Origin of the sequence: Nocardiopsis sp. N85 (genome assembly GCF_028882275.1) — a bacterium.
In the GTDB taxonomy this organism is placed as follows: Bacteria; Actinomycetota; Actinomycetes; order Streptosporangiales; family Streptosporangiaceae; genus Nocardiopsis; species Nocardiopsis lambiniae.
In genome coordinates this window covers 1-18,559 of sequence record NZ_JARBUT010000010.1, presented here as the reverse complement: position 1 = coordinate 18,559, position 18,559 = coordinate 1, and the positions used below count along the sequence as shown (strand labels likewise).

Genomic DNA, 18,559 nt, shown 5'->3' with positions numbered 1-18,559 from the left:
GGGCGCGCACCCACCGCACTCAAGGCCGCCTGAGGATCCCCGCGGCGGACCCGCTTTCACCCCGATACCGTCTGGCCGATGTCCAGGCGCGATCGCAGGTCGAGGCGGACCTCCCCGTAGGGGCGCACGTGGCTCCAGAACAGTCGCCTCGCGTTCGCGCTCGACCAGCAGCGCGCGCACTCGCGGTGGTACTCGATCGTGCGCCCGGACCATTCGTAGAACCCGAGGTCAGCGGCGGGCACCTTGACCTGCCGGGCGACGAAGGCGACCACCTCGTCTCCGAACTCGACCCGGCCGCGGGGGAAGCGGCCGTTGCCGGTGAAGTACTTCAGCAGCAGGGCGAACCCGAGCCGGGTCGCGTCGCGCTTGCCCAAGAGCAGGTGCTGCTCTTCGTCCAGCAGGGTCCAGTGCTCGACCAGTTCGTCCATGCCCACGGATCGGCGCGCCATGACCGCATCATGCCGAACGCTCGCGGTTCGCGGGGGTCAATCAGCAAAACCGGCCTCGTTTGCGGCTGGTGACACGTTCGTTAACGGCACCCCAACGAACGCGGCTCGGTGGTCGTGCGCTCCCAGACCCCGCGGGGGCGCCGGTTTGTCGGGCCCGCCCGGTAAAAGGGGACGGACCGCACACCGCGACCGTGAAGAGGCCCCCTGATGCACCCCGCCCTGCCCCTGCCCCCCGACGGCGAGACCGGGCGCGTGCCCGGCGCGCTGCTGGTCCGCGGCGACTGCGACGACACCACCTGGAACGACGTGCTCTCTCGTATGGGCGCACTGCCCGGCATGGTCGCCCACACCCCCGGACAGCCCCTGCCCCCGGCCCGGGGGCCCATCCCCCGGCGCCTGCTCGTGGCCCAGGACCCCGCCTGGCGGGGCGCCGTCCCCGTGGAGGTGTCCCAGGCCCTGAGCGGCGAGGGCGCCTGGTTGCCCGACCTGGTCCTGATCGCCGACCGCGGCACCACCCGCGATCCCGCCCTGCGCCCGCTCACGGCCTTCCTCCCCAGCGACGACGACCTCTACCGATTTCGCATCACGCCCCGCCAGGTGGCCATGACCTACCTGGTCATGCACCGCCCCGGCATCGAAGACACCCTGGATCACCACAAGGAGTGCGGCGCCGCCGAGGTCGAACTCGAACCCGGCGAGTCCTACGAGGACTGGTTGGACGGCTCCCCCGACGTGATGGGCGATGTCCTGGAGACCGCGGACCACCCGCCCTGCTACCAGCCGCCCGCCGCGCCCCTGCCCGTGATCACCCAGAACAACTGGGGGCTGCTCGTGCGCACCGACTTCAGCGACGACCGCGCGTGGGCCGCGCTCGCGGCGGACGCGGACCGCCTCGACCCCCGGATCGAGACCCCCGAGGACCACCAGCCCTACGTGCAGATCGTGGACGACCCGGCCTTTGCGGGGGCCACACCGGAACAGGTGATGGCAATCGTCCGCCCGAACGAGGACGAAGAAGAGGAGACGGGCGAGGCAGTGGTGGTGATCGCCGACCAGGCCTCCATGGGCGGCTCCGACCGCACCGTCCTGGTCGTGCCCCTGGAGGACAACGTCGGGTGGTCCTTCCGCCTGCCCCCGGACAAGGTGCGGAGCATGGCGGCCAACCTCTTCATCGGCAACAACGACATCTCGGACTGGATGCGTCAGGGCTCGCCGGACGGGCCGGCGGTCATGACGGAGAGGGAGAGGCGGTCCTGGTGGAGCCGGTGATCGAGTGATCCGTGTTCTCCGTGGCTTCCGCCACCGCGATCACGGTGAGCGGTCGCCGGGGGCGTAGCGGTTCCCGGTTCCCCCCGGACTGGGCAACGACCCGGGTGGTGGTCTTGTCGTGGTGCCCCGGCGCCTGGGCGATGACCGGTGCGGGGCCTGGAGCACGGGCCGGCGCGGTGCGCAGGTGCGCACCGCTGGTCCGGGGATCAGGTCGGCGAGGCCGTGCGGATGCGGGGGGCGCGCTGCCCGGCCGGGAGGGAGGCCGGGCCTGGTCCTCGGAGATGCCCATTATCCGGGGGAACGTCCGGGCGCCGGGCAGGAGCCGCTGTGCCGGTTCGGTCGTGGTCACCTCTTCGGAGTCGAGTACCGAGAACGTGTCCTGTGAGGTCACCGTCGGTCCTCTTCGACCAGGGGTGGTGAACGCGCACACCGTGACCGGGGGTCGAACGGGGCACTTTGAACAGGTCGGCGATCTGCTGGACGGTGTTCTCCCGGGCGGCGGGATGGGTTCAGGGCCGGTGGGCGCAGACCGTCTCCTGCGCCAGGCGCACGATCTGGGCCAGGTGGGAGTGGTGGGCCCCGGGCCAGTACACCCGATCGCAGTCCGGGCAGCGGGCGAACGCGTCGTAGGCGGCGCGTGTGCCCGCCTCCAGGTCGCCGGTGACCTGTTGTTTCTCGGCGTGGACCAGCACGCCGTTGCAGGCCGGACAGCGCGTCCAGGGGTCCAGGTCCGGTGCGAACCCGTGCAGCACCTCGCGCAGTTGGTCGTCGGGGCGGGTGTGCCGGACGTGGGCGCCTGCGCGCAGGCCCGTGCGGCTGAGCAGTCCGCGGTCACGGGTGAGCAGCACCCGCTCCTCGGCGTTGGCCTGCCGGAACAGCGAGGGATCGTCACGGTCGTTGTCGTAGGCGGTGTCCAGGCCCAGCAGGCGCAGTCGCCGGGCCAGGGTGCCCAGGTGCACGTCCAGCAGGAAGCGCAAGGGGAAGGGGACGGCCTGGGGCGGGTCCGGGGGAGCGACGTCCACGGTCTGTCCGGGAGCGGGGATGGTGCCGGGCGACACGGGCAGGCCGTCCAGGAGCAGGGTGCCGACCTCGGTCATGGGCACGCCGTGCGACTGGACCAGGTGGGCCAGGGTGGAGGTGGAGTCGGCGCGCGCGTGCAGGGTTCCGTTCCGGTGGCGCGGGGCCAGAAAGAACCGTAGTTCTGGCGCGAAGCGCAGTTCCAGGGTGGTTTCCATCGGCCTGAGTATGCCATCGTGCGTGCTCCGCCACTCCCCTTTTTTTCGCCGGCGCCGGGGTTCGTGGGCTGCGGTGGAGGCGACGTCCCGCCGGTCGGGGCCGCCTGGTGTGCCGGCGCTGGAACACCGGTGTGGGGGTGATGCCCGCGGAACCGACCGTGCTCGGGGCGATCGGGCAGCGCGGTATCCGTCCTTCGCCGAGTCGTCGCTGCCCACGCGCACGGACACGTTCTCGCTCTGGAGCGGGTCGAAGTCGCGGCGGTGAGCATCCACTGCTCATCGATCGGCGATCCCCCACGGTAGTGCGGGCCCCGGTCGTCGAACAGGGCGGTCGCGAACGGGTACTCCTCGGTGGCTCGGTCGCCGCCGTCGCCCGGTTCCTCGGGGCCGGTAGGGTGCGGCGGTGGACACGGCGACCTACGCGGCGATCACCGACCTGTGCGCCCGGTTGGCGGGGCGGGTCGGTGACGATCTGTTGGAGACGGTGCGCACCCATTACGCCTGCGGTGAGCCCTACCTGGCCGAATCCGCGTTGGTGCTGACCCTGGCCTATGAGGGCATCGGTCTGACCGGGGCCGAACGCGCTCTGCTGGCGCCCACCCTGGACCCGGACGGTCTGGCCGATCTGGCGCGGGTCCCTCACGTGGAGCGGGCCCCGGGGCCGTTCTACCGGTTCGCTCCCCGTGGTCCGGCCGATGCCCCCGATCCGGGGCCGTTGAGCGGGGTGTGGGCCGAGGTGGCGCCCGCTCATGGCGGGGTGGTCCTGTACCGGGCCTGGCGCGAACCCCTGCCCGGGGCGCCGGACGCGGCCCGGTGGGCGCACCTGTTGTCCGTGCGCGCGGACGCCGATCCGTTGGCGGCTCAGGCGGGGTTGTGCTCCACCGCCCACGTCCGGTTGCGCGACACCTCGCCGTTGGAGGTCCTGGCCGAGGGCGTTGCCGTCCGTCCCTATCAGGCGGCCCTGGTGGCGGGTGCCGTGGTGGTCTGGTCCGCTCAGGCCGGTCCGTGGCGGGGGGCTTGGCGGTTCCCGTGATGAGGTGGGTCGGGGGGGTGTGGGTCTCTTCGGGTCGTTCGCGTCGGCGGGTCGAAGTGACCCGTGCGTGAACACGGGAGGTATTCGCGGTGAAGGCGGTTGACCACCCGATTTTACTCAGTGATCATTGAGTCAATGAACGCTGAGTTTTCTTTGGAGCGGAGGGCCGCGCTCCACGCCGCCCTGGCCGATCCCGCCCGCCTGGCCATCACCGACGCCCTGTGCACCGGGGACGCCTCGCCTTCGGAGCTGGGCGAACGGTTGGGGATGCGTTCCAACCTCATCGCCCACCACCTGCGGGTCCTGGCCGAGGCCGGGCTCACCACCCGTACCCGTTCCGAGGCCGACCACCGCCGCGTCTACATCCGCCTGCTGCCCGAGGCGTTCGGGGCCCTGGTCCCGACCTCTCTGTTGCGCGCCCCGCGTGTGGTGTTCGTGTGCACCCGCAACTCGGCCCGTTCCCAGTTGGCCGCCGCCCTGTGGCGGCACCGCAGCCCGGTGCCCGCGGTCTCGGCCGGGACCCGTCCCGGTGAGCGCGTGCACGAGGGCGCCGTCGCCGTCGCCCACCGCCACGGCCTGCACCTGAAGGCCGAGAACACCGCCCACGTCCAGGACGTGCTGCGTCAGGACGACCTGGTCGTGGCGGTCTGCGACAGCGCCCATGAGGAGCTGCCCCGCACCCGCGCCCGCCTGCACTGGTCGGTCCCCGACCCCGTGCGGGCCGGCACCGAGGCGGCCTTCGACGACGCCTTCTCCCAGATCAGCGACCGCGTCGAGCGGCTCGCCCCCGCCGTCCACCCGGAAGGAACACCATGACCGCCCAGCCCCGCCAGTTCACCGTCGACCAGCAGTACGCCCTGGGAGTGGCCTCACGCAGGCTCGCCGAAGAGTTCGCCGGGGTGTTCAACACCGAGACCATCGAACGGTTCCTGCACTCCAGCTACGACCAGTTCGCCGCCCGGGCCACCATCGCCCAGTTCCTGCCCCTGCTGGCCGAGCGGTTCGCCCGCCAGCGGCTGGGCGCGCTGGCGCGGGTCGAGAACAAGGTGAACGACGGTCGTCCGGTCGTGCTGTTCCTGTGCACGCACAACGCCGGGCGCAGCCAGATGGCCATGGGCTTCTTCCGGCACCTGACCGGGGACCGGGCCATCGCCTGGTCGGGTGGGTCCGAGCCGGGCAGGGAGGTCAACCCGGCCGCGGTGGCGGCCATGAACGAGGTCGGCATCGACATCTCCACCGAGTTCCCCAAGCCGTGGACGGATGAGGTGGTGCGCGCCGCCGACGTGGTGGTCAGCATGGGCTGCGGGGACGCCTGCCCCATCTTCCCGGGCAAGCGTTACGAGGAGTGGACCCTGGACGACCCCGACGGCCGGGACCTGGCCGCCGTGCGGCCGATCCGTGACGACATCGAGGAGCGGGTCCGCGCCCTGCTGGCCGAGTTGGAGATCACCGTCTGAAACAGGGCGGGGGTCCGTCCGGCTCCCGGGCCGGACGGACCCCCGCCCGGGAAAGGGCCGGCGACACGTACACCGGCCCCGGGCGGGGCGCGTGGATGGTCGGACGGGTGCGTTCGGCGCGTTCCCGGATCCACGGCGGGTCGCCCGACACCCCGATCAGATCAGCATTCACTGATGTCAGCGCCCACTGATGATGCCATATCATTCGAGGCTGATGCGAATCGTTCGCCGCCCCGGACCGACGACCGGGTCGGACCCGTAAGAGAAGGTGGAACCCCCATGGCCGACACCCCGTCCGTGCTCTTCGTCTGCGTTCACAACGCGGGCCGCTCCCAGATGGCCGCCGCCTGGCTTCGGCATCTGGCCGGCGACCGCGTGGAGGTGCGCTCGGCGGGTTCGGCCCCGGCCGAGACCGTCAACCCCGCCGTGGTCGAGGCCATGAAGGAGGTGGGCATCGACATCACCGACCAGAAGCCCAAGATCCTCACCATCGACGCCGTCGAGGCCTCCGACGTGTGCATCACCATGGGCTGCGGTGACGTGTGCCCGGTCTTCCCCGGCAAGCGCTACCTGGACTGGACCCTGACCGACCCCGCCGGGCAGGGTGTGGACGCGGTCCGCCCGATCCGGGACGACATCGAGAAGCGCGTCCGCACGCTCCTGGAGGAACTGGGCGTCACCGTCTGAGCCCGCCCCGGGTCCGCTCGGGGCCGGCGCCGAGCGGACGATCCCGGGACGGGGTCCTCCCGGACACCGACCGGACCGTGACCGCCGTCCGGCCTGCGCCGCCGGGCGCGAGGGCCGTTCGGGATCACCCGGACAGGGGGCGCACCCCGGTCACGGTGAGCGTGGGCAGCGCTCCGGGCGCGGAGCGGCGCACCCGCCCGCGCACGGCCACCGGCTTCTCCGACGCCAGCACGTGGGCGGCGTGGACGGCGGTGTCGGCGAACATCGCGCACTCGACCAGGCCGGTGCGGTCCTCCACGGAGAAGAACACGACCCGGCGGCCGCTGCGGGTGGGCGGGGTCTGGTAGCCGATCCGGCTCCCGGCCACGGTCACCCGGGAGCCGTCGGGGCAGCGGTGCAGGTCGCGGGCGTGCACCAGCCCGCCGGGGGAGGCGGCGAGGGCGCCGAGCCGCTCCACGTGCGCGTCCAGCAGGTGACCGCTGATCTCGTACCCCAGGACACGGGCCTCCTCGGTGAGCCGATCGGCGTGGCTCGGCGGATCGGCCCGTCCCCGCGGGATGGGGGCGGGGGCGGCGCCCAAGGCCAACTGGCCTTCCCCCGCGGTGGTGGTGCGGCCGCGGGCGCGGATCAGGGTGTGGGCGTGCGACAGGACGTCGCGCCGCCCGGGCCCGCCGGGGACCCCCACCCCGCACAGATCGTCCAGGGCGCCGACCGTGATCAGGTCGTCCAGGGCCCGTACGGGAAGGCGGGTGCGGGTGATGACGTCGCGCAGGTCGGTGTAGGGGCGCTCGGTGAGGATCCGGTCGAGGTCGGCGTCGATCAGGGATCCGACGTCGCCGAGCGGGGGGCGCACGCCCCACACCAGGTCGCCGACCCGTTCCACCCGCCAGGCGGTTCCGGAGGCGTGCAGGTCCAGGGGCAGGACGCGCACGCCCATCCGGCGGGCCTCGGCGATCAAGGTGCGCCGCGGGTACATGCCCGGGTGGTGGGTGAGCAGCCCGGCGAAGAACGCGGCGGGGTGATGGGCTTTGAGCCAGGTCGTCTGGAGGGCCGGGATCGCGAACGCCGCGGCGTGCGCGCGGCAGAACCCGTAGGACCGGAAGCCGTCGACGATCTCCCATACCCGCGCGGTGGCCTCTGGCGGACGGTGGCGTTCGGCGGCCGCCGCGTGGAACTGCTGCCGTACCTGTTCCAGGCCCGGGGGAGTGGACAGGGCGCGGCGCATCGCCTCGGCGGTGTCCAGCCCGCACCCGGTGAACACGTCCAGTACCCGCAGGAGTTGTTCGTGGTAGAGGACGGCGCCGCCGGTCTCGGCCAGGACGGGGTCCAGGTCGGGATGGGGCGCGGGGCGGGGGCGGCCCGCACGGCCGTCCAGGTAGGCGCCCACCATGTCCACCCCCACCGGGCCGGGGCGGAACAGGCTGATGTCGGCGATGAGGTCGGCCGTGTTCCGGGGGCGCAGGCGTGACAGCAGTTCCCGCTGGCCGCCCGACTCGACCTGGAAGCAGCCGAGGGTGGTGGAGGTGGCGAGCAGGCGCAGGGTGGCCGGGTCGTCGTCGGGGATGGCGTCCAGGTCCGGGGCGGTGCCGGTGGTGGCCTGGATCTGGTCCAGGGCGTGGCCGATCGCGGACTGTGTGCGCACCCCCAGCACGTCGAGTTTGAGCAGGCCCCAGGCCTCGACGTGGTGCTTGTCGGCCTGGAGGAGGGGGTGACCGGCGCGGGAGGGCTGGGAGGGCACCCGATCGGCGAGGTCCGCACCGCCCAGGACGAGCCCGCAGGGGTGCATCGCCAGGTGCCGGGGCAGTCCGGCGAGACGTTCGGCCAGATCGTAGAGCGATGCGACCAGGGGGCCGGTGATACCCCGGACGGTGCGCAGCTCGGGCAGTTCGGCGACGGTCCGCCGGATCCTGTCGGCGCGCACAGGGGGGATGGTCGAGGCGATGAGGTCGACCTCCGCGGCGGGCATCGACAGGGCCGTCCCGGCGTCGCGCAGGGCGGAGCGGGCGCGGTAGGTGTCCACCATCGCCACCGCCCCGGCCGGGCCCGGGTGGGAGGCCAGCACCGCGTCGTAGGCCTGCGACCTGCGGTGGGATTCGACGTCCAGGTCGATGTCCGGTAGTGCGGCGCGGGACGGGGTGAGGAACCGCTCGAACAGCAGGTCGTGCTCCAGGGGGTTCACGGGGCTGATCCCCAACAGGTGCACGATGAGGGACCCCACGGCCGACCCGCGGGCCGCGCACCGGATCCCCTTCTCCCCGATGGCGCGGGCGGCGTCGTCCACCGAGACGAAGTAGGACCAGTACCCGAGCCGGTCGATGACGGACAGTTCGTAGGCGGCGCGTTCCCGGGCGCGGGGGGAGCGGTCCAGGCCCAGGCGGGCGGCGCCGTCGGCGACGCGGGCCCGCAGTTCGGCGCGGGCGTCGGCCCGCCGGGGCAGGTGGGCCCGTCCCATACCGAGGTCGGCGGCCGGGTCCAGGACACAGGAGGTGGTCACGGCCTTCGTGTGGGCGATGAGACGGCGGGCCCGGGCGGTGTCGCCGGCGCAGACCTCCACCGCCCTCTCGTGCAGCTCGTCGGGGGTGGACAGGTGGGCGCGGCCGGTCTCCGGCTCCAGGTCGGGGGTTCCGGGGGCGTGGCGGCGGATGCGGTCCAGGGCGGCCGCGAGCGGGGCGCCGTCGGGGGTGGGGTAGCGGACGGCGTTGGCGGCCACCACCAGGGTCCGGGTCTCATCGCCCAGGCGCAGCAGGGCACGGGCGGTCTGCCGCTGTCCCGGAGCGCCGTGGTCGTGGACGGCCAGGGCGATCTCGGCGCCGGTCGCGGTCCAGGCGTCCAGGGCGGTGCGGGCGCGGGTGGGGGCGCGGTGCGCGAGGGCGCGGCCCACGTCGGAGTCCGGTCCCAGGAGCACCACCAGGCCGTCGGGGTGTTCGCCCGCCATGGTGGGGGTGATGGCGGCGGGGGCGGGGCCGTGGTGGGCGGCGGTGACCAGGCGGCACAGTCCGGTCCACCCGGTGCCGCCGCGGGCGAGCACGGTGGCCCGTCCTCCGCCGGGCACCGCCAACGCGAGGTCGGCGCCCAGTACCGGGCCGAGCCCGCTCTCGCGGCACGCGGCGATGTGTTCGGTGGCGCCGATGAGGGTGTCGTGGTCGGTCAGGGCCGCCGTGGTGTGTCCGGCGGCCGCCGCCGCGGCCACCAGCGCGGCCGGGGCGGCGGTGCCGTGCCGCAACGAGTAGTGCGAGGCGACCCGCAGGTGCACGCCGACACCCCTCCCCTCCCATGCTGCGTCCCGGGGAAGAACGCCGCAGAAATCGAATCTGTGTTCGAAAACCATAGCGCTGTCCGGACTCGGGGAAAACCCGGTGACCTGCACCGGAGCCCCTGATCGCACAGGGATCCCTTGCGGGGTGGGGGCTCACGGACGCCGAGGGGACGTCGAACATCTCCGGTGGTTCGTCGGTGCCCGTCTCCAGTGCGGACGCGGGGCCGCCGTGCCCACCCGCCGGATCCTGATGTCGGTGCGCCGTCCGGTCGCCGGGACGATGGCGGGTGCCGGAACCGCACACGCCCGGCCCCCCGCCGGCGGCCCCCATCACCGTGGAAGTCCGCTCCGGGACCGTTGGCGGGTTCCCCCGGGGGACGGTCGGCCCGGTGGGGGGACACCGGGCGGGTCTAGGGTGGCGTTCGGATGTCGGGACGGCGAAGGGCGGGGCGTGTGGGCGCGATCGTGGAATCGGTGAGCAGCGGCGCGAAGCACACCTTCGGCAAGCCGGTGCGCGAACGGGTGCGGTTGCTGGCCGGGCTGGGTGTGGAGGGCGACGCGCACTTGGGGGTGAGGGTCAAGCACCGGTCCCGGGTGGCGGTGGACCCGACGCAGCCCAACCTGCGCCAGGTGCACCTGATCCACGCCGAGTTGCTGGAGGAACTGGCCGCCGCCGGGTTCGCGGTCGCTCCGGGGGAACTGGGGGAGAACGTCACCACGCGCGGTATCGACCTGTTGGGGCTGTCCCGGGGGACGGTCCTGTGTCTGGGGCCGTGGGCGCGGGTGGAGGTGACGGGGTTGCGCAACCCGTGCGCGCAGATCGACGCGTTCTCCCCGGGGTTGTTGAAGAAGGTGGTGGGGCGCGGCCCGGACGGGGGGATCGTGCGTCGGGCCGGGATCATGGGGATCGTGGTGGCGGGCGGGGTCGTCGAACCGGGGATGGCCGTGGAGGCCGTGGCCCCCGAGGGTCCGCACCTGCCCTTGGAGCGCGTCTGAGGACGTCTTCGCTTCCGAGGGGCGGTGGCCGTACCCCGGTGGGGGTGCGGCCACCGCCGTCCTCGGGCCGGGGCGGCGATCAGGTGGGGGCCCGGATGTCGGTGCCGAGGATCCTGCCGTCGGCGACGGTGAACAGCGGCGCGGGGCCGCCCCCGGGGCGGGGGACGAATCCGGGTGGGCCGTCGACGACGGGACGGGTGTCCTGGGCGGGGCGGGCGAGGGGAGGGCCTGCCCGGCGGCGGCGCCCCCGCGGGTGGGCTCCGGTGTCCCCGCGCAGACGGGTGGACACGTCGGCGCGGGCGGGTCACGTCGGGGTCCGGGACGGTCGCCGCCCCGGGAAGCGGACAGGACCGTCTCCACCACCGGGTCGCGGTGGGCGGGGTGGTGCGGGCCGCTCACCCGGTCCTGGGGTGAGCGGGGGGCGGGGACCGCTCCCGAGGGGGCCCGCACCGGTTCACGGGGTGCGTCGGGTGAGGCGGTCGTGGCGTTGGCGGGCGGCCTGGGCCGATCCCAGGCCCAGGCCGAAGGCGATGTCCTGCCAGGTCATGTCGCGTCCCTTGGTCATCTGGAGCAGGCCGAGTTCGAGTTGGTCGAATTCGGCGCGGGCCAGGGGCAGCAGCGTGAGCGCGGCCATCAGGTCCTCGGTGTCGACACCGGGGCGGTCCTCGTCGGGGATGGCGCTGCCGGCGGCCAGGTCGCAGACGCGGCGCAGGGCGTCCAGGGGTGCCATGGGTCGGGAGTGCGATTCCCAGCGGGCGCGGTCCTCGCCGGTGGCGTGGCGTTCGGTGATGCGGGTCAGGGCCTGGTGGGTACGCCGTTTGCGGGCCTGGTCGGGGTCGGGCGGGGTGAGTCCGGTCGAGGTCATGCCTCCAGCATCGAAGCACAACCCAAGGTTGTCAACATAAAATTTTCAACGAAATGTTTACAAGAGGTGCGCGGTCCGTCCGCGGCCGACCGAGTCCGCCCGTCCGGGTGGGACACCGCCGAAAGACCCCACCCGTGCCACCGGTGACCGGGACCGTCGTCCGCTCCCTCCCGGGTGCGCGGCGGGCCCCGCCGGGGTGATCGTTAGGGTGCTGGTCGGCGGCGTCCATCCCGGGGCCGGCCCATCGCATCGAGGAGGACCATGTCCATCGCCGAGAGGTTGGTCGCCGCGATCGGCGCCGACCAGGTCGTCACCGACCCCGAGATCATGGAGGGGTACGCCCACGACGAGGCCGAGTGGGCCCCCCACGGGCGGCCCGAGGCGGTGGTCCGCCCCCGGGACACCGCCGACGTGGCCGCCGTGGTGTCCCTGTGCGCCGAGCACGGCGTCCCGCTGGTGGGGCGTGGTGCCGGGACCGGCCTGTCCGGCGCGGCCAACGCCGTCGACGGGTGGGTGGTGGTCTCCTTCGAGCGGATGGACCGGGTGCTGAGGGTCGACCCCGTTCAGCAGAGCGCCGTCGTCCAACCCGGGGTGGTCAACGACGACCTGCGTCGACGGGTCGCCGAGGACGGCCTGTGGTACCCGCCGGACCCGGCCTCGGCCCCCTGGTCGACCATCGGCGGCAACGTCGCCACCAACGCCGGCGGCCTGTGCTGCGTCAAGTACGGGGTCACCCGCGACTACGTGCTGGGCATGGAGGCGGTGGTGGGCCGGGGACGGGTGGTGCGCCTGGGCCGCAGTACCGCCAAGGGGGTGACCGGCTACGACCTGGCCGGGCTGATGGTGGGTTCGGAGGGCACGTTGGGCCTGATCACCGAGGTGACCCTGCGGATGCGCCCGCTGCGCTCCGGTGTGGAGCACACCGTGATCGGCTACTTCGACTCCCTCACCGACGCCGGGCGCGCGGTCGCTGCGGTGGCCGCGTCGGGGGTGATCCCCTCCGCCCTGGAACTCATCGACCGGTTCTGCCTCCAGGCCGTCGACGAGTGGAAGAACATGGGTCTGTCCGCGGAGGGCGAGGTGCTGCTGTTGGCCCGCAGCGACCAGCCGGGCGCGGCCGGGGAGCAGGAGGCCGACGCCATCCTGGCCTGCTTCGAGGCCGAGGGCGCCGGCTACGCGGTGCGCTCCACCGACGCCGAGGAGGCCGAGGCCCTGTTCGCCGCGCGCCGGTTGGCCTACCCGGCCCTGGAGCGGCTCGGCCCGTTGCTGACCGAGGACGTGTGCGTGCCCAAGGCGCTGGTCCCGCACATGTTGGAGCGCATCGAGGAGACGGGGCGCCGCCTCCGGGTCCACATCGCCAACATCGCCCACGCCGGTGACGGCAACCTGCACCCGCTGTTCATCGTCCCGGCCGGGGACGAGGAGGCGAAGAAGCGGGCCAAGGAGGCGTTCGAGGTCATCGTGGACGAGGCGTTGGCGTTGGGCGGCACGGTCACCGGTGAGCACGGCGTGGGCCTGCTGAAGAGGGGCGGGGCCGCCCGGGAGCTGGGTCCGGACGTGCTGGACATGCACCGCGCGGTCAAGAACGCGCTGGACCCGGCGGGCGTCTTCAACCCCGGCAAGGTCTTCGGGTAGGGGGTGTGCGGGGACGTTCGCGTCCCCGCACACCCCCTGTGGTCGGACCTCCATGGGGCCCTACCGTCTCAGATGCCGAACGGTGCGGGATGGCGGATCGTGCCGGCGGGCGGAACGTCGTCGGGGTCCAACGACAGGACCATGAGGGCCTCGTCGGGGACCTCGATGCCCAGCCCGATCCCGTACCGCGAGGCGCGGCCGAACCCGAAGCGCGGGTAGTAGGTCGGGTGCCCCAGGACGGTGACCCAACGTTCGCCCCGGGCGCGGGCGGCGTCCAGCACGGCGCGGATCGCGGCCGATCCGGCGCCGGTGCGCCGGTACCCGGGCAGGACGGCGCACGGGGCCAGGCACAGGGCCGGGACCTCGCCGATGTGGCAGCGGGTGATGAGCGCGTGTCCGATGACGGTGTCGTCGTCGGTGACGGCGACCATCGACAGGCCGTCGATCCAGGCCGGGTCGGCGCGCAGGGCGTCGACGAGGTCGGCCTCGGCCGGGGTGTCGAACGCGGCCGTGTTGACGGCGTGCACGGCGGTGATGTCGGCGTCGGTCTCGACGCGGGTGTTCCACAGGCGGGTGGTGTTCACGGGGAACCCTCCGAGGAGCGGGGGTCCGGTCCGACGGCGGTGGCGCTTCGGGCGCGCGGAGGGTGCCGCGCGTGCGGATGCGGTCGGACGGGGACCCGGGAGAAGTGGGTGTGGGGGATACCGCTCGCGATGGCGGTTCGCACCACGGTCATCGACCCCACCTCCCGTTTCGCCTCGTGTCCGTGGGAACGGTCGGGATTTTAACACCGGTGGGCGCGGTCGCGGTATCACTTCGGGCGGCGGACCCGCTCCTGGGCGGCGGTCGCGGGGTGGGCGTCCGGGCCCGGCTGCGTGATCATGGGTTCTCTGGTGCGGTTCTTCGGGACGGGGGCGGGGGAGTGGTCGAACGGTTGCGGCCGGTGGACCTGGCGCGGGCGGTGGGGGTCTCCACCCAGTCGGTGCGCGACTGCGAGGCCTCGGGGGTGGTGCCGCCGGCGCGGTGGACGGAGTCGGGGCAGCGTCGGTTCGGTCGTCGGCATCTGGCGGCGTTGGTGGCCTACCGGGCGCTGGCGTCGGGCATGGGGGTGGCCGCGGCCGGGGAGGTGATGCGGACGCTGCACACCGCCGGGGTGGATCGGGCCCTGGAGTCGGTGGAGGCGGCCTACGCGCGGGCGTACGAACAGCGTCGGGCGGTGCGGGAGGCGGCTCGGGCGTTGGCGGTGGTGGCCGCGGCCGTCTCCGAGGAGGGGGCGGCCGCCCGTGAGTCCGGGGACCTGCTGGCGGGGGTGCGGGTGCCGCGGGCGGGGTCGGACGCGCTGCGGATCGGTCGGGTGGCGCGGCTGGTGGGGGTGCGTCCCTCGACGTTGCGGGTGTGGGAGCGGGCCGGTCTGGTGGTGCCGGTGCGCGAGGCGGGCACGGGGTACCGGGTGTACGGGCCCGAGCAGGTGCGCGACGTGCGGGTGGTGCGGGAGCTGCGGCGCAGCGGGTACGGGCTGGAACAGATCGGGCCGGTGATGGAGGAGTTGCGCGGGGAGGGCGGCGGCCGTGGCCCGCTGGAGGCGCTCCACCGCAGGGAGGAGGCCTTGCGGGCGCGGGCGCGCACCCTGACCGAGGGGGTGGCGCGCCTACAGGAGTACCTGGACCTGCTCGCCCGCCCGGAGGAGGTCTGAGCGTCCCGGCGGCCGTCCGGGGTCGCGGTGCGGCCCGGCCCCGCTCAGTCCCGGGCGTCGAGCCGCTCCTCCAGGCGTTCGATCCGCGCCAGGAGGGGCGCCAGCCGGGAGTCGAGCGCGTCGGCCGGGGCGCCCGGCCCGGGGTCGGCCCGGGGTGAACGGGAGTGGTACCCGGCCAGGGCGGCGGTGACCGCGCGTCGGGTGAGCCGGGACTCGGCGCCCAGGGAACGCAGGACGTCACCGCCCGCCCCCTCCTCCTCGGCGACCAGGCCGAGCAGCAGGTGCTCGCAGCCCACGTGGTTGTGGCCCAGTGCGGTGGCCTCGCCCAGGGTGGCCTCCAGGGCGCGGGTGGCGGGGGCGCTGAAGGCGGGCGGGGCGCTGGGGCCGGGCGCCTCGGCCGCGCCTCGGCCGGTGAGGACGTGGGTGATGTGGGAGGGGTCGATCTCCATGGCCCGCAGCACCTGGAGGGCGAGGTCGCCGCCCTGCTCCACCAGGGCGGCCAGCAGGTCGGCGGTGGTGATGTGGGCGTCCCGGTCGCGGCGCGCGGCGGCCAGGCGCAGTACGGTGCGGGCGGGGGCGGTGAACAGGGGGAAGAGGGCGTCGAGGTCCTCGGCGCGGATCGGGCCGCGCACGGCCTCGCGGGCGGCGAGGAGGCGGCGCACCGCCTGTTCCAGGGCGCGCTGGCACACGGCCGAGACGGGGATCCCGCTCTCGCGCACGGCGTCGGCGAGGTCTTCGGGCAGGTAGACGTTGATCTTCGGCATCGAATCGCCCTTTTATGGGGGGGTATGCTGTAACCCCGCACTACCCCCACTGGGTTCCGGCTAACCCCCTTGCACCCCCAGTGGGGGTTGTCGTATGCCGTCGATCGCGCGCCCGTGAGATGCCGCGCGCGGTCCCCGTCGAAGGGGCCGTTCACACCGTGGGGACGCCCCCGGTGACCCGAGGCCCGCCACCCGCCCCGTCCGTCCTTCGGGGAAGGGACGGTCTGTGGCACATTGGCGCCCATGGACGATGAACTCGCCCCGGTGCTGGCCTCGGTCGGACCGCGGCTGCGCGAGCTGCGGCGCGAACGCGGCGTCACCCTGACCCGGCTGTCGGAGGCCACCGGCATCTCGGTGAGCACCCTGTCCCGGCTGGAGTCCGGCGGGCGGCGCCCCACCCTGGAACTGCTGTTGCCGCTGGCCAAGGTGCACGGGGTGCCCTTGGACGAACTGGTCGGCGCCCGAACGGGGGACCCGCGGGTGCGGACCCCGCCCTTCACCCGCGACGGCGTCGAGTACCTGCCGCTGTCGCGCAACCCCGGTGGCATCCAGGCCTTTCGCATCACCATCCCGCCGCCCAAGGGGTACGTCGAGGCCGAGCAGCGCAGCCACGAGGGGCACGACTGGGTCTACGTGCTGGAGGGGCGGCTGCGGTTGTTGCTGGGACCGCACGACATGGTCCTCACCGCCGGGGAGGTCGCCGAGTTCGACACCCGCATCCCGCACGGTTTCTTCAACCCCGGGCCGGGGCCGGTCTCCTACCTGGGCCTGTTCGGTCCGCAAGGGGAACGTGCCCATGTCCGGGTGCGGCCCACCGAGTCCTCTCGCAAGCGGGGGGAGAACGAACGGGAACCGGAAGGGCGGTGACGGTCGTCTCACTGACAAGAGCCGTTGGGTGGAAGGAAGTTCCCCGTGGATATCGTCGTGGAGGCCGTCGTTCTGGGGACGGTGGTCGTCCTGGCCGTCGCCGTCATCGCCTTCCGTGTCGTGGGGACGGTCCCCGAGCGCAGGCACTGCGAGAAGTTGGCCGCCCGGGCGCGCCGTCAGGGGTGGAGCTACGACCGCGAACGCCCCGAGTTGGTGGACCGGTTCGCGGGGCACCCCTTCGTGGAACGCCGCTCCAACGCCCACACCCGGCACGTGCTGTGCGCCCAGGTGCGCGGCCGCCGGGTGATGGCCTACGAGTACTCCTACAACACCTCCCACCACGACGGCCGGCGGACCACCACGACCGACCACGTCCACACCATCGTGGCGGTGGCCCTGCCCGCGCGCTCCCCGATGGTGGAGGTGCGCACCGAGGACGTGGGGCACCTGCACCTGGGGGCCGTGGGGGTGCGCGACCTGAAGGTGGGCGATCCCGTTTTCGACGGGAGGTTCTTCATCGCCACCGACGACGCGGACTTCGCCCGCGCGGTGCTGGGCGAGCGGGTCCGGGCCGCACTGTCCGAACGCGGTGCCGACGCGCCGGTGCCGTTCCGGTTCGCCGGCACCCACCTGTTGTCGTGGGACGACCGGGAACTGGACCCCGAACGGGTGGTGGGTCGGGCCGACGCCCTCATCGATCTGCTGGAGCGGGTCCCCGACACCGCCTGGCGCGACCGCCACGACACCCTCGGCTGACCCCGCCGGACACCCGCGCCCACGGCGCCGAGGCCATCCCGTACGAACGGATCCGCCCCTACGGGGGCTGGTCGCGCGCCGCGTCCACGGACGACGTTGAAGGCCCTCACCCCGCTTGCCGGGGTGAGGGCCTTCATCATGGCCCGGGGTCGGGCACCGCCCCTTTCGGGTTCGCTCGGTCCGCCCCGGCCCCTCTCCTTCAGGTCCGATCCCGTCCGGGGATCAGAGGGTCTTGCGCTTCCTGCCCAGGTCGCCGAGCCACTGAAGGGGGTTCTTGCGGTTCCGTCGGCCTCCCGGGGAGGTCCGGCCGCCCGGGCCCTTCAACGGGTCCTTGCCGCTCGCCAGCCTCTTCAGGGGGTTTCCGCTTCCGCCGCCGGGGCCCGTGAGCGGGTTCCCCCCGCCCTTGGGTCCAGCGGCTCGCCGGCCTCCCGACAGGGGGTTCCCGGGCTTGGAGCGCCCCTTCGTCGAAGGGGACTTCGCCAGGCGTTGTGCCTTTTTCAGAGGGTTCCTCATGTCGATCTCCTCGTCGATGTCAAAGTCCGTGTCCTGCGCGACTCCCGTGCGCGGCACGGTCGTCGGCCCGGCGGCCCTCGCCGTCACCTGGCGTGGGCGGCACCGGGACCTCGCGCGACCGGCTCGGAACACGAGTGGTGTTCGGTCTGGAAAACCCAGTCGATGATCACGAATCGAACACTTTTTTCTTGTTCTATGGCCTACTACCCCCGCATGATGTATTAATCCCTCTTTGTTCGAGTGGGCTCTCCGTAAGGCGCTTCGGGGGTAACGGACCGGCTTCCGTCGAGGAAGGGTCATCGCGGTCCAAAGGCGCGTCGAAGACCCCGCCCCGGGTCCCCGTCCGCTCGCAACGCCTCGGCCCACGCCGCGGCGCGACCCCAGGGCCGCCCCCTCACACCGTCGGCGGACCGATCGCCGACGCGGGGAACCGTGAGGACACCGACACCTCCGTGGCCCTGGGCCGCGGAGGTGTCGGACCCGCGCGCGGGCCGCGCGCCCCGGGGACGCGAGTTCGGGGGAAGAGCCTCCTCGGCCCGCCTTGCGGCGGTGCCCGCCGGGGACAAGGGGCGGATCCGACGTTTACCCGCGACGGATCGGGTAGAAGTCCCGATGAGCACCCGCACGGCCCGAGGGCCACGGGGGCGGCCGCCAAGGCCGCACGGCCCGAGGAGACGACGGCGCGGGTGCGGGGTCGAGCGCCCGGGGGATGGCGCGCGGCCCGCGCCGGACCGCCGATATCGGGGGATTCGCAGGGTCCGGCGGCATACGGAAAGGTCCCCGCACGACGATTCGTCGTGCGGGGACCTTTCCGTATGCCTGTAGGTCGCCCGTGCGGTGGCGCCCGTGCCGCCTTCGGGCGGGGCGCCCCGCCCGAAGGCGGCGAACACGCGGGGCCTGCCAGGGGACGCCGCCGGATCCGTCCGCCCCTCACGTGCCCGGTCGGTGCGCGATCGCGACCGCACGGGATTCCGCCGCCGCTCCGACGGCCGGTCGCGGGGGGCGGCCCCGGGGCCGCCGGCGGGTCAGACACCCCATGTCGTTTGGTGTCAAGCGGCATGAAGGTGTGCGTGGTGCGACCAAG

Annotated in this window: 17 protein-coding genes; 10 read left to right on the top strand and 7 right to left on the bottom strand. The window is 73.5% G+C overall.

Translation table 11 applies throughout. The annotated features are described in order from the left end of the window. Positions 1-56: 56 nt before the first annotated feature. The gene (locus PWG71_RS15465; protein ID WP_274810423.1) at positions 57-449 is read right to left on the bottom strand and encodes a DUF4158 domain-containing protein; all 393 of its coding nucleotides are present in this window, start codon (positions 447-449) and stop codon (positions 57-59) included. 207 nt (positions 450-656) lie between these two features. Here PWG71_RS15465 and PWG71_RS15460 point away from each other — a divergent pair, with 207 nt between their 5' ends. Beyond that, positions 657-1,718 (top strand): DUF6924 domain-containing protein, encoded by a 1,062-nt coding sequence (locus PWG71_RS15460; RefSeq protein WP_274810422.1) that lies wholly within the window; start codon positions 657-659, stop codon positions 1,716-1,718. Positions 1,719-2,227: 509 nt separating this feature from the next. Here the strand turns inward: PWG71_RS15460 and PWG71_RS15455 are convergent. Then, positions 2,228-2,953 (bottom strand): Mut7-C RNAse domain-containing protein, encoded by a 726-nt coding sequence (locus tag PWG71_RS15455; RefSeq protein WP_274810421.1) that lies wholly within the window; start codon positions 2,951-2,953, stop codon positions 2,228-2,230. Positions 2,954-3,356: 403 nt separating this feature from the next. Here PWG71_RS15455 and PWG71_RS15450 point away from each other — a divergent pair, with 403 nt between their 5' ends. The 4 genes from PWG71_RS15450 (at position 3,357) to PWG71_RS15435 (ending at position 6,130) form a co-directional block, all read left to right on the top strand. Continuing rightward, positions 3,357-3,986: a hypothetical protein gene (locus PWG71_RS15450; protein ID WP_274810420.1), complete on the top strand. Its 630-nt coding sequence runs from the start codon at positions 3,357-3,359 to the stop codon at positions 3,984-3,986. Positions 3,987-4,121: 135 nt separating this feature from the next. After that, positions 4,122-4,802 (top strand): arsenate reductase/protein-tyrosine-phosphatase family protein, encoded by a 681-nt coding sequence (locus PWG71_RS15445; protein WP_274810419.1) that lies wholly within the window; start codon positions 4,122-4,124, stop codon positions 4,800-4,802. Next, on the top strand, positions 4,799-5,443 hold the full coding sequence (locus PWG71_RS28700; RefSeq protein WP_342455982.1) for an arsenate reductase ArsC: 645 nt from the start codon (positions 4,799-4,801) through the stop codon (positions 5,441-5,443). The genes PWG71_RS15445 and PWG71_RS28700 overlap by 4 nt, the downstream gene beginning before the upstream one ends. 279 nt (positions 5,444-5,722) lie before the next feature. Beyond that, positions 5,723-6,130 (top strand): arsenate reductase ArsC, encoded by a 408-nt coding sequence (locus tag PWG71_RS15435; protein ID WP_274810418.1) that lies wholly within the window; start codon positions 5,723-5,725, stop codon positions 6,128-6,130. Positions 6,131-6,254: 124 nt separating this feature from the next. On the opposite strand, the gene dnaE is transcribed toward PWG71_RS15435, so the two are convergent. After that, the gene (gene dnaE / locus PWG71_RS15430) at positions 6,255-9,383 is read right to left on the bottom strand and encodes a DNA polymerase III subunit alpha (RefSeq protein WP_274810417.1); all 3,129 of its coding nucleotides are present in this window, start codon (positions 9,381-9,383) and stop codon (positions 6,255-6,257) included. Between the two features lie 456 nt (positions 9,384-9,839). Here dnaE and PWG71_RS15425 point away from each other — a divergent pair, with 456 nt between their 5' ends. Further along, on the top strand, positions 9,840-10,382 hold the full coding sequence (locus tag PWG71_RS15425; protein WP_274810416.1) for an MOSC domain-containing protein: 543 nt from the start codon (positions 9,840-9,842) through the stop codon (positions 10,380-10,382). Between the two features lie 79 nt (positions 10,383-10,461). Here the strand turns inward: PWG71_RS15425 and PWG71_RS15420 are convergent, their stop codons facing one another. Together PWG71_RS15420 and PWG71_RS15415 are read right to left on the bottom strand one after the other, a co-directional pair. Next, positions 10,462-10,671 carry a hypothetical protein gene (locus tag PWG71_RS15420; RefSeq protein ID WP_274810415.1) on the bottom strand — a complete coding sequence of 70 codons (210 nt, stop codon included), beginning with the start codon at positions 10,669-10,671 and terminating at the stop codon, positions 10,462-10,464. 165 nt (positions 10,672-10,836) lie between these two features. Beyond that, the gene (locus PWG71_RS15415) at positions 10,837-11,247 is read right to left on the bottom strand and encodes a DNA-binding protein (RefSeq protein WP_274810414.1); all 411 of its coding nucleotides are present in this window, start codon (positions 11,245-11,247) and stop codon (positions 10,837-10,839) included. A 261-nt stretch (positions 11,248-11,508) separates the two neighbouring features. On the opposite strand from PWG71_RS15415, the gene PWG71_RS15410 reads away from it, so the two are divergent. Further along, the gene (locus PWG71_RS15410; RefSeq protein WP_274810413.1) at positions 11,509-12,882 is read left to right on the top strand and encodes an FAD-binding oxidoreductase; all 1,374 of its coding nucleotides are present in this window, start codon (positions 11,509-11,511) and stop codon (positions 12,880-12,882) included. 68 nt (positions 12,883-12,950) lie between these two features. Here PWG71_RS15410 and PWG71_RS15405 read toward each other — a convergent pair whose 3' ends face one another. After that, positions 12,951-13,466, bottom strand: coding sequence for a GNAT family N-acetyltransferase (locus PWG71_RS15405; protein ID WP_274810412.1), 516 nt, complete (start codon positions 13,464-13,466; stop codon positions 12,951-12,953). Positions 13,467-13,804: 338 nt separating this feature from the next. Between PWG71_RS15405 and PWG71_RS15400 the strand changes: the two genes are divergently transcribed. Then, positions 13,805-14,575 (top strand): MerR family transcriptional regulator, encoded by a 771-nt coding sequence (locus tag PWG71_RS15400; RefSeq protein ID WP_274810411.1) that lies wholly within the window; start codon positions 13,805-13,807, stop codon positions 14,573-14,575. A gap of 44 nt (positions 14,576-14,619) precedes the next feature. Here the strand turns inward: PWG71_RS15400 and PWG71_RS15395 are convergent, their stop codons facing one another. Then, positions 14,620-15,339: a Clp protease N-terminal domain-containing protein gene (locus tag PWG71_RS15395; protein WP_274810410.1), complete on the bottom strand. Its 720-nt coding sequence runs from the start codon at positions 15,337-15,339 to the stop codon at positions 14,620-14,622. A 243-nt stretch (positions 15,340-15,582) separates the two neighbouring features. Here PWG71_RS15395 and PWG71_RS15390 point away from each other — a divergent pair, with 243 nt between their 5' ends. Both PWG71_RS15390 and PWG71_RS15385 read left to right on the top strand, forming a co-directional pair. Continuing rightward, complete coding sequence (locus PWG71_RS15390) at positions 15,583-16,206, top strand: helix-turn-helix domain-containing protein (protein WP_274810409.1); 624 nt, start codon at positions 15,583-15,585, stop codon at positions 16,204-16,206. A 45-nt stretch (positions 16,207-16,251) separates the two neighbouring features. Further along, positions 16,252-16,962 carry a hypothetical protein gene (locus PWG71_RS15385; protein WP_274810408.1) on the top strand — a complete coding sequence of 237 codons (711 nt, stop codon included), beginning with the start codon at positions 16,252-16,254 and terminating at the stop codon, positions 16,960-16,962. Positions 16,963-18,559: the final 1,597 nt, after the last annotated feature.

Bases quoted from the DNA above. Each gene is read 5' to 3' on its own strand.
- PWG71_RS15415 (WP_274810414.1), bottom strand. From the start codon at position 11,247: ATGACCTCGACCGGACTCACCCCGCCCGACCCCGACCAGGCCCGCAAA.
- PWG71_RS15460 (WP_274810422.1), top strand. From the start codon at position 657: ATGCACCCCGCCCTGCCCCTGCCCCCCGACGGCGAGACCGGGCGCGTG.
- PWG71_RS15390 (WP_274810409.1), top strand. From the start codon at position 15,583: ATGGACGATGAACTCGCCCCGGTGCTGGCCTCGGTCGGACCGCGGCTG.
- PWG71_RS15445 (WP_274810419.1), top strand. From the start codon at position 4,122: ATGAACGCTGAGTTTTCTTTGGAGCGGAGGGCCGCGCTCCACGCCGCC.
- PWG71_RS15435 (WP_274810418.1), top strand. From the start codon at position 5,723: ATGGCCGACACCCCGTCCGTGCTCTTCGTCTGCGTTCACAACGCGGGC.
- PWG71_RS15410 (WP_274810413.1), top strand. From the start codon at position 11,509: ATGTCCATCGCCGAGAGGTTGGTCGCCGCGATCGGCGCCGACCAGGTC.
- PWG71_RS28700 (WP_342455982.1), top strand. From the start codon at position 4,799: ATGACCGCCCAGCCCCGCCAGTTCACCGTCGACCAGCAGTACGCCCTG.
- PWG71_RS15465 (WP_274810423.1), bottom strand. From the start codon at position 449: ATGGCGCGCCGATCCGTGGGCATGGACGAACTGGTCGAGCACTGGACC.
- PWG71_RS15395 (WP_274810410.1), bottom strand. From the start codon at position 15,339: ATGCCGAAGATCAACGTCTACCTGCCCGAAGACCTCGCCGACGCCGTG.
- PWG71_RS15455 (WP_274810421.1), bottom strand. From the start codon at position 2,953: ATGGAAACCACCCTGGAACTGCGCTTCGCGCCAGAACTACGGTTCTTT.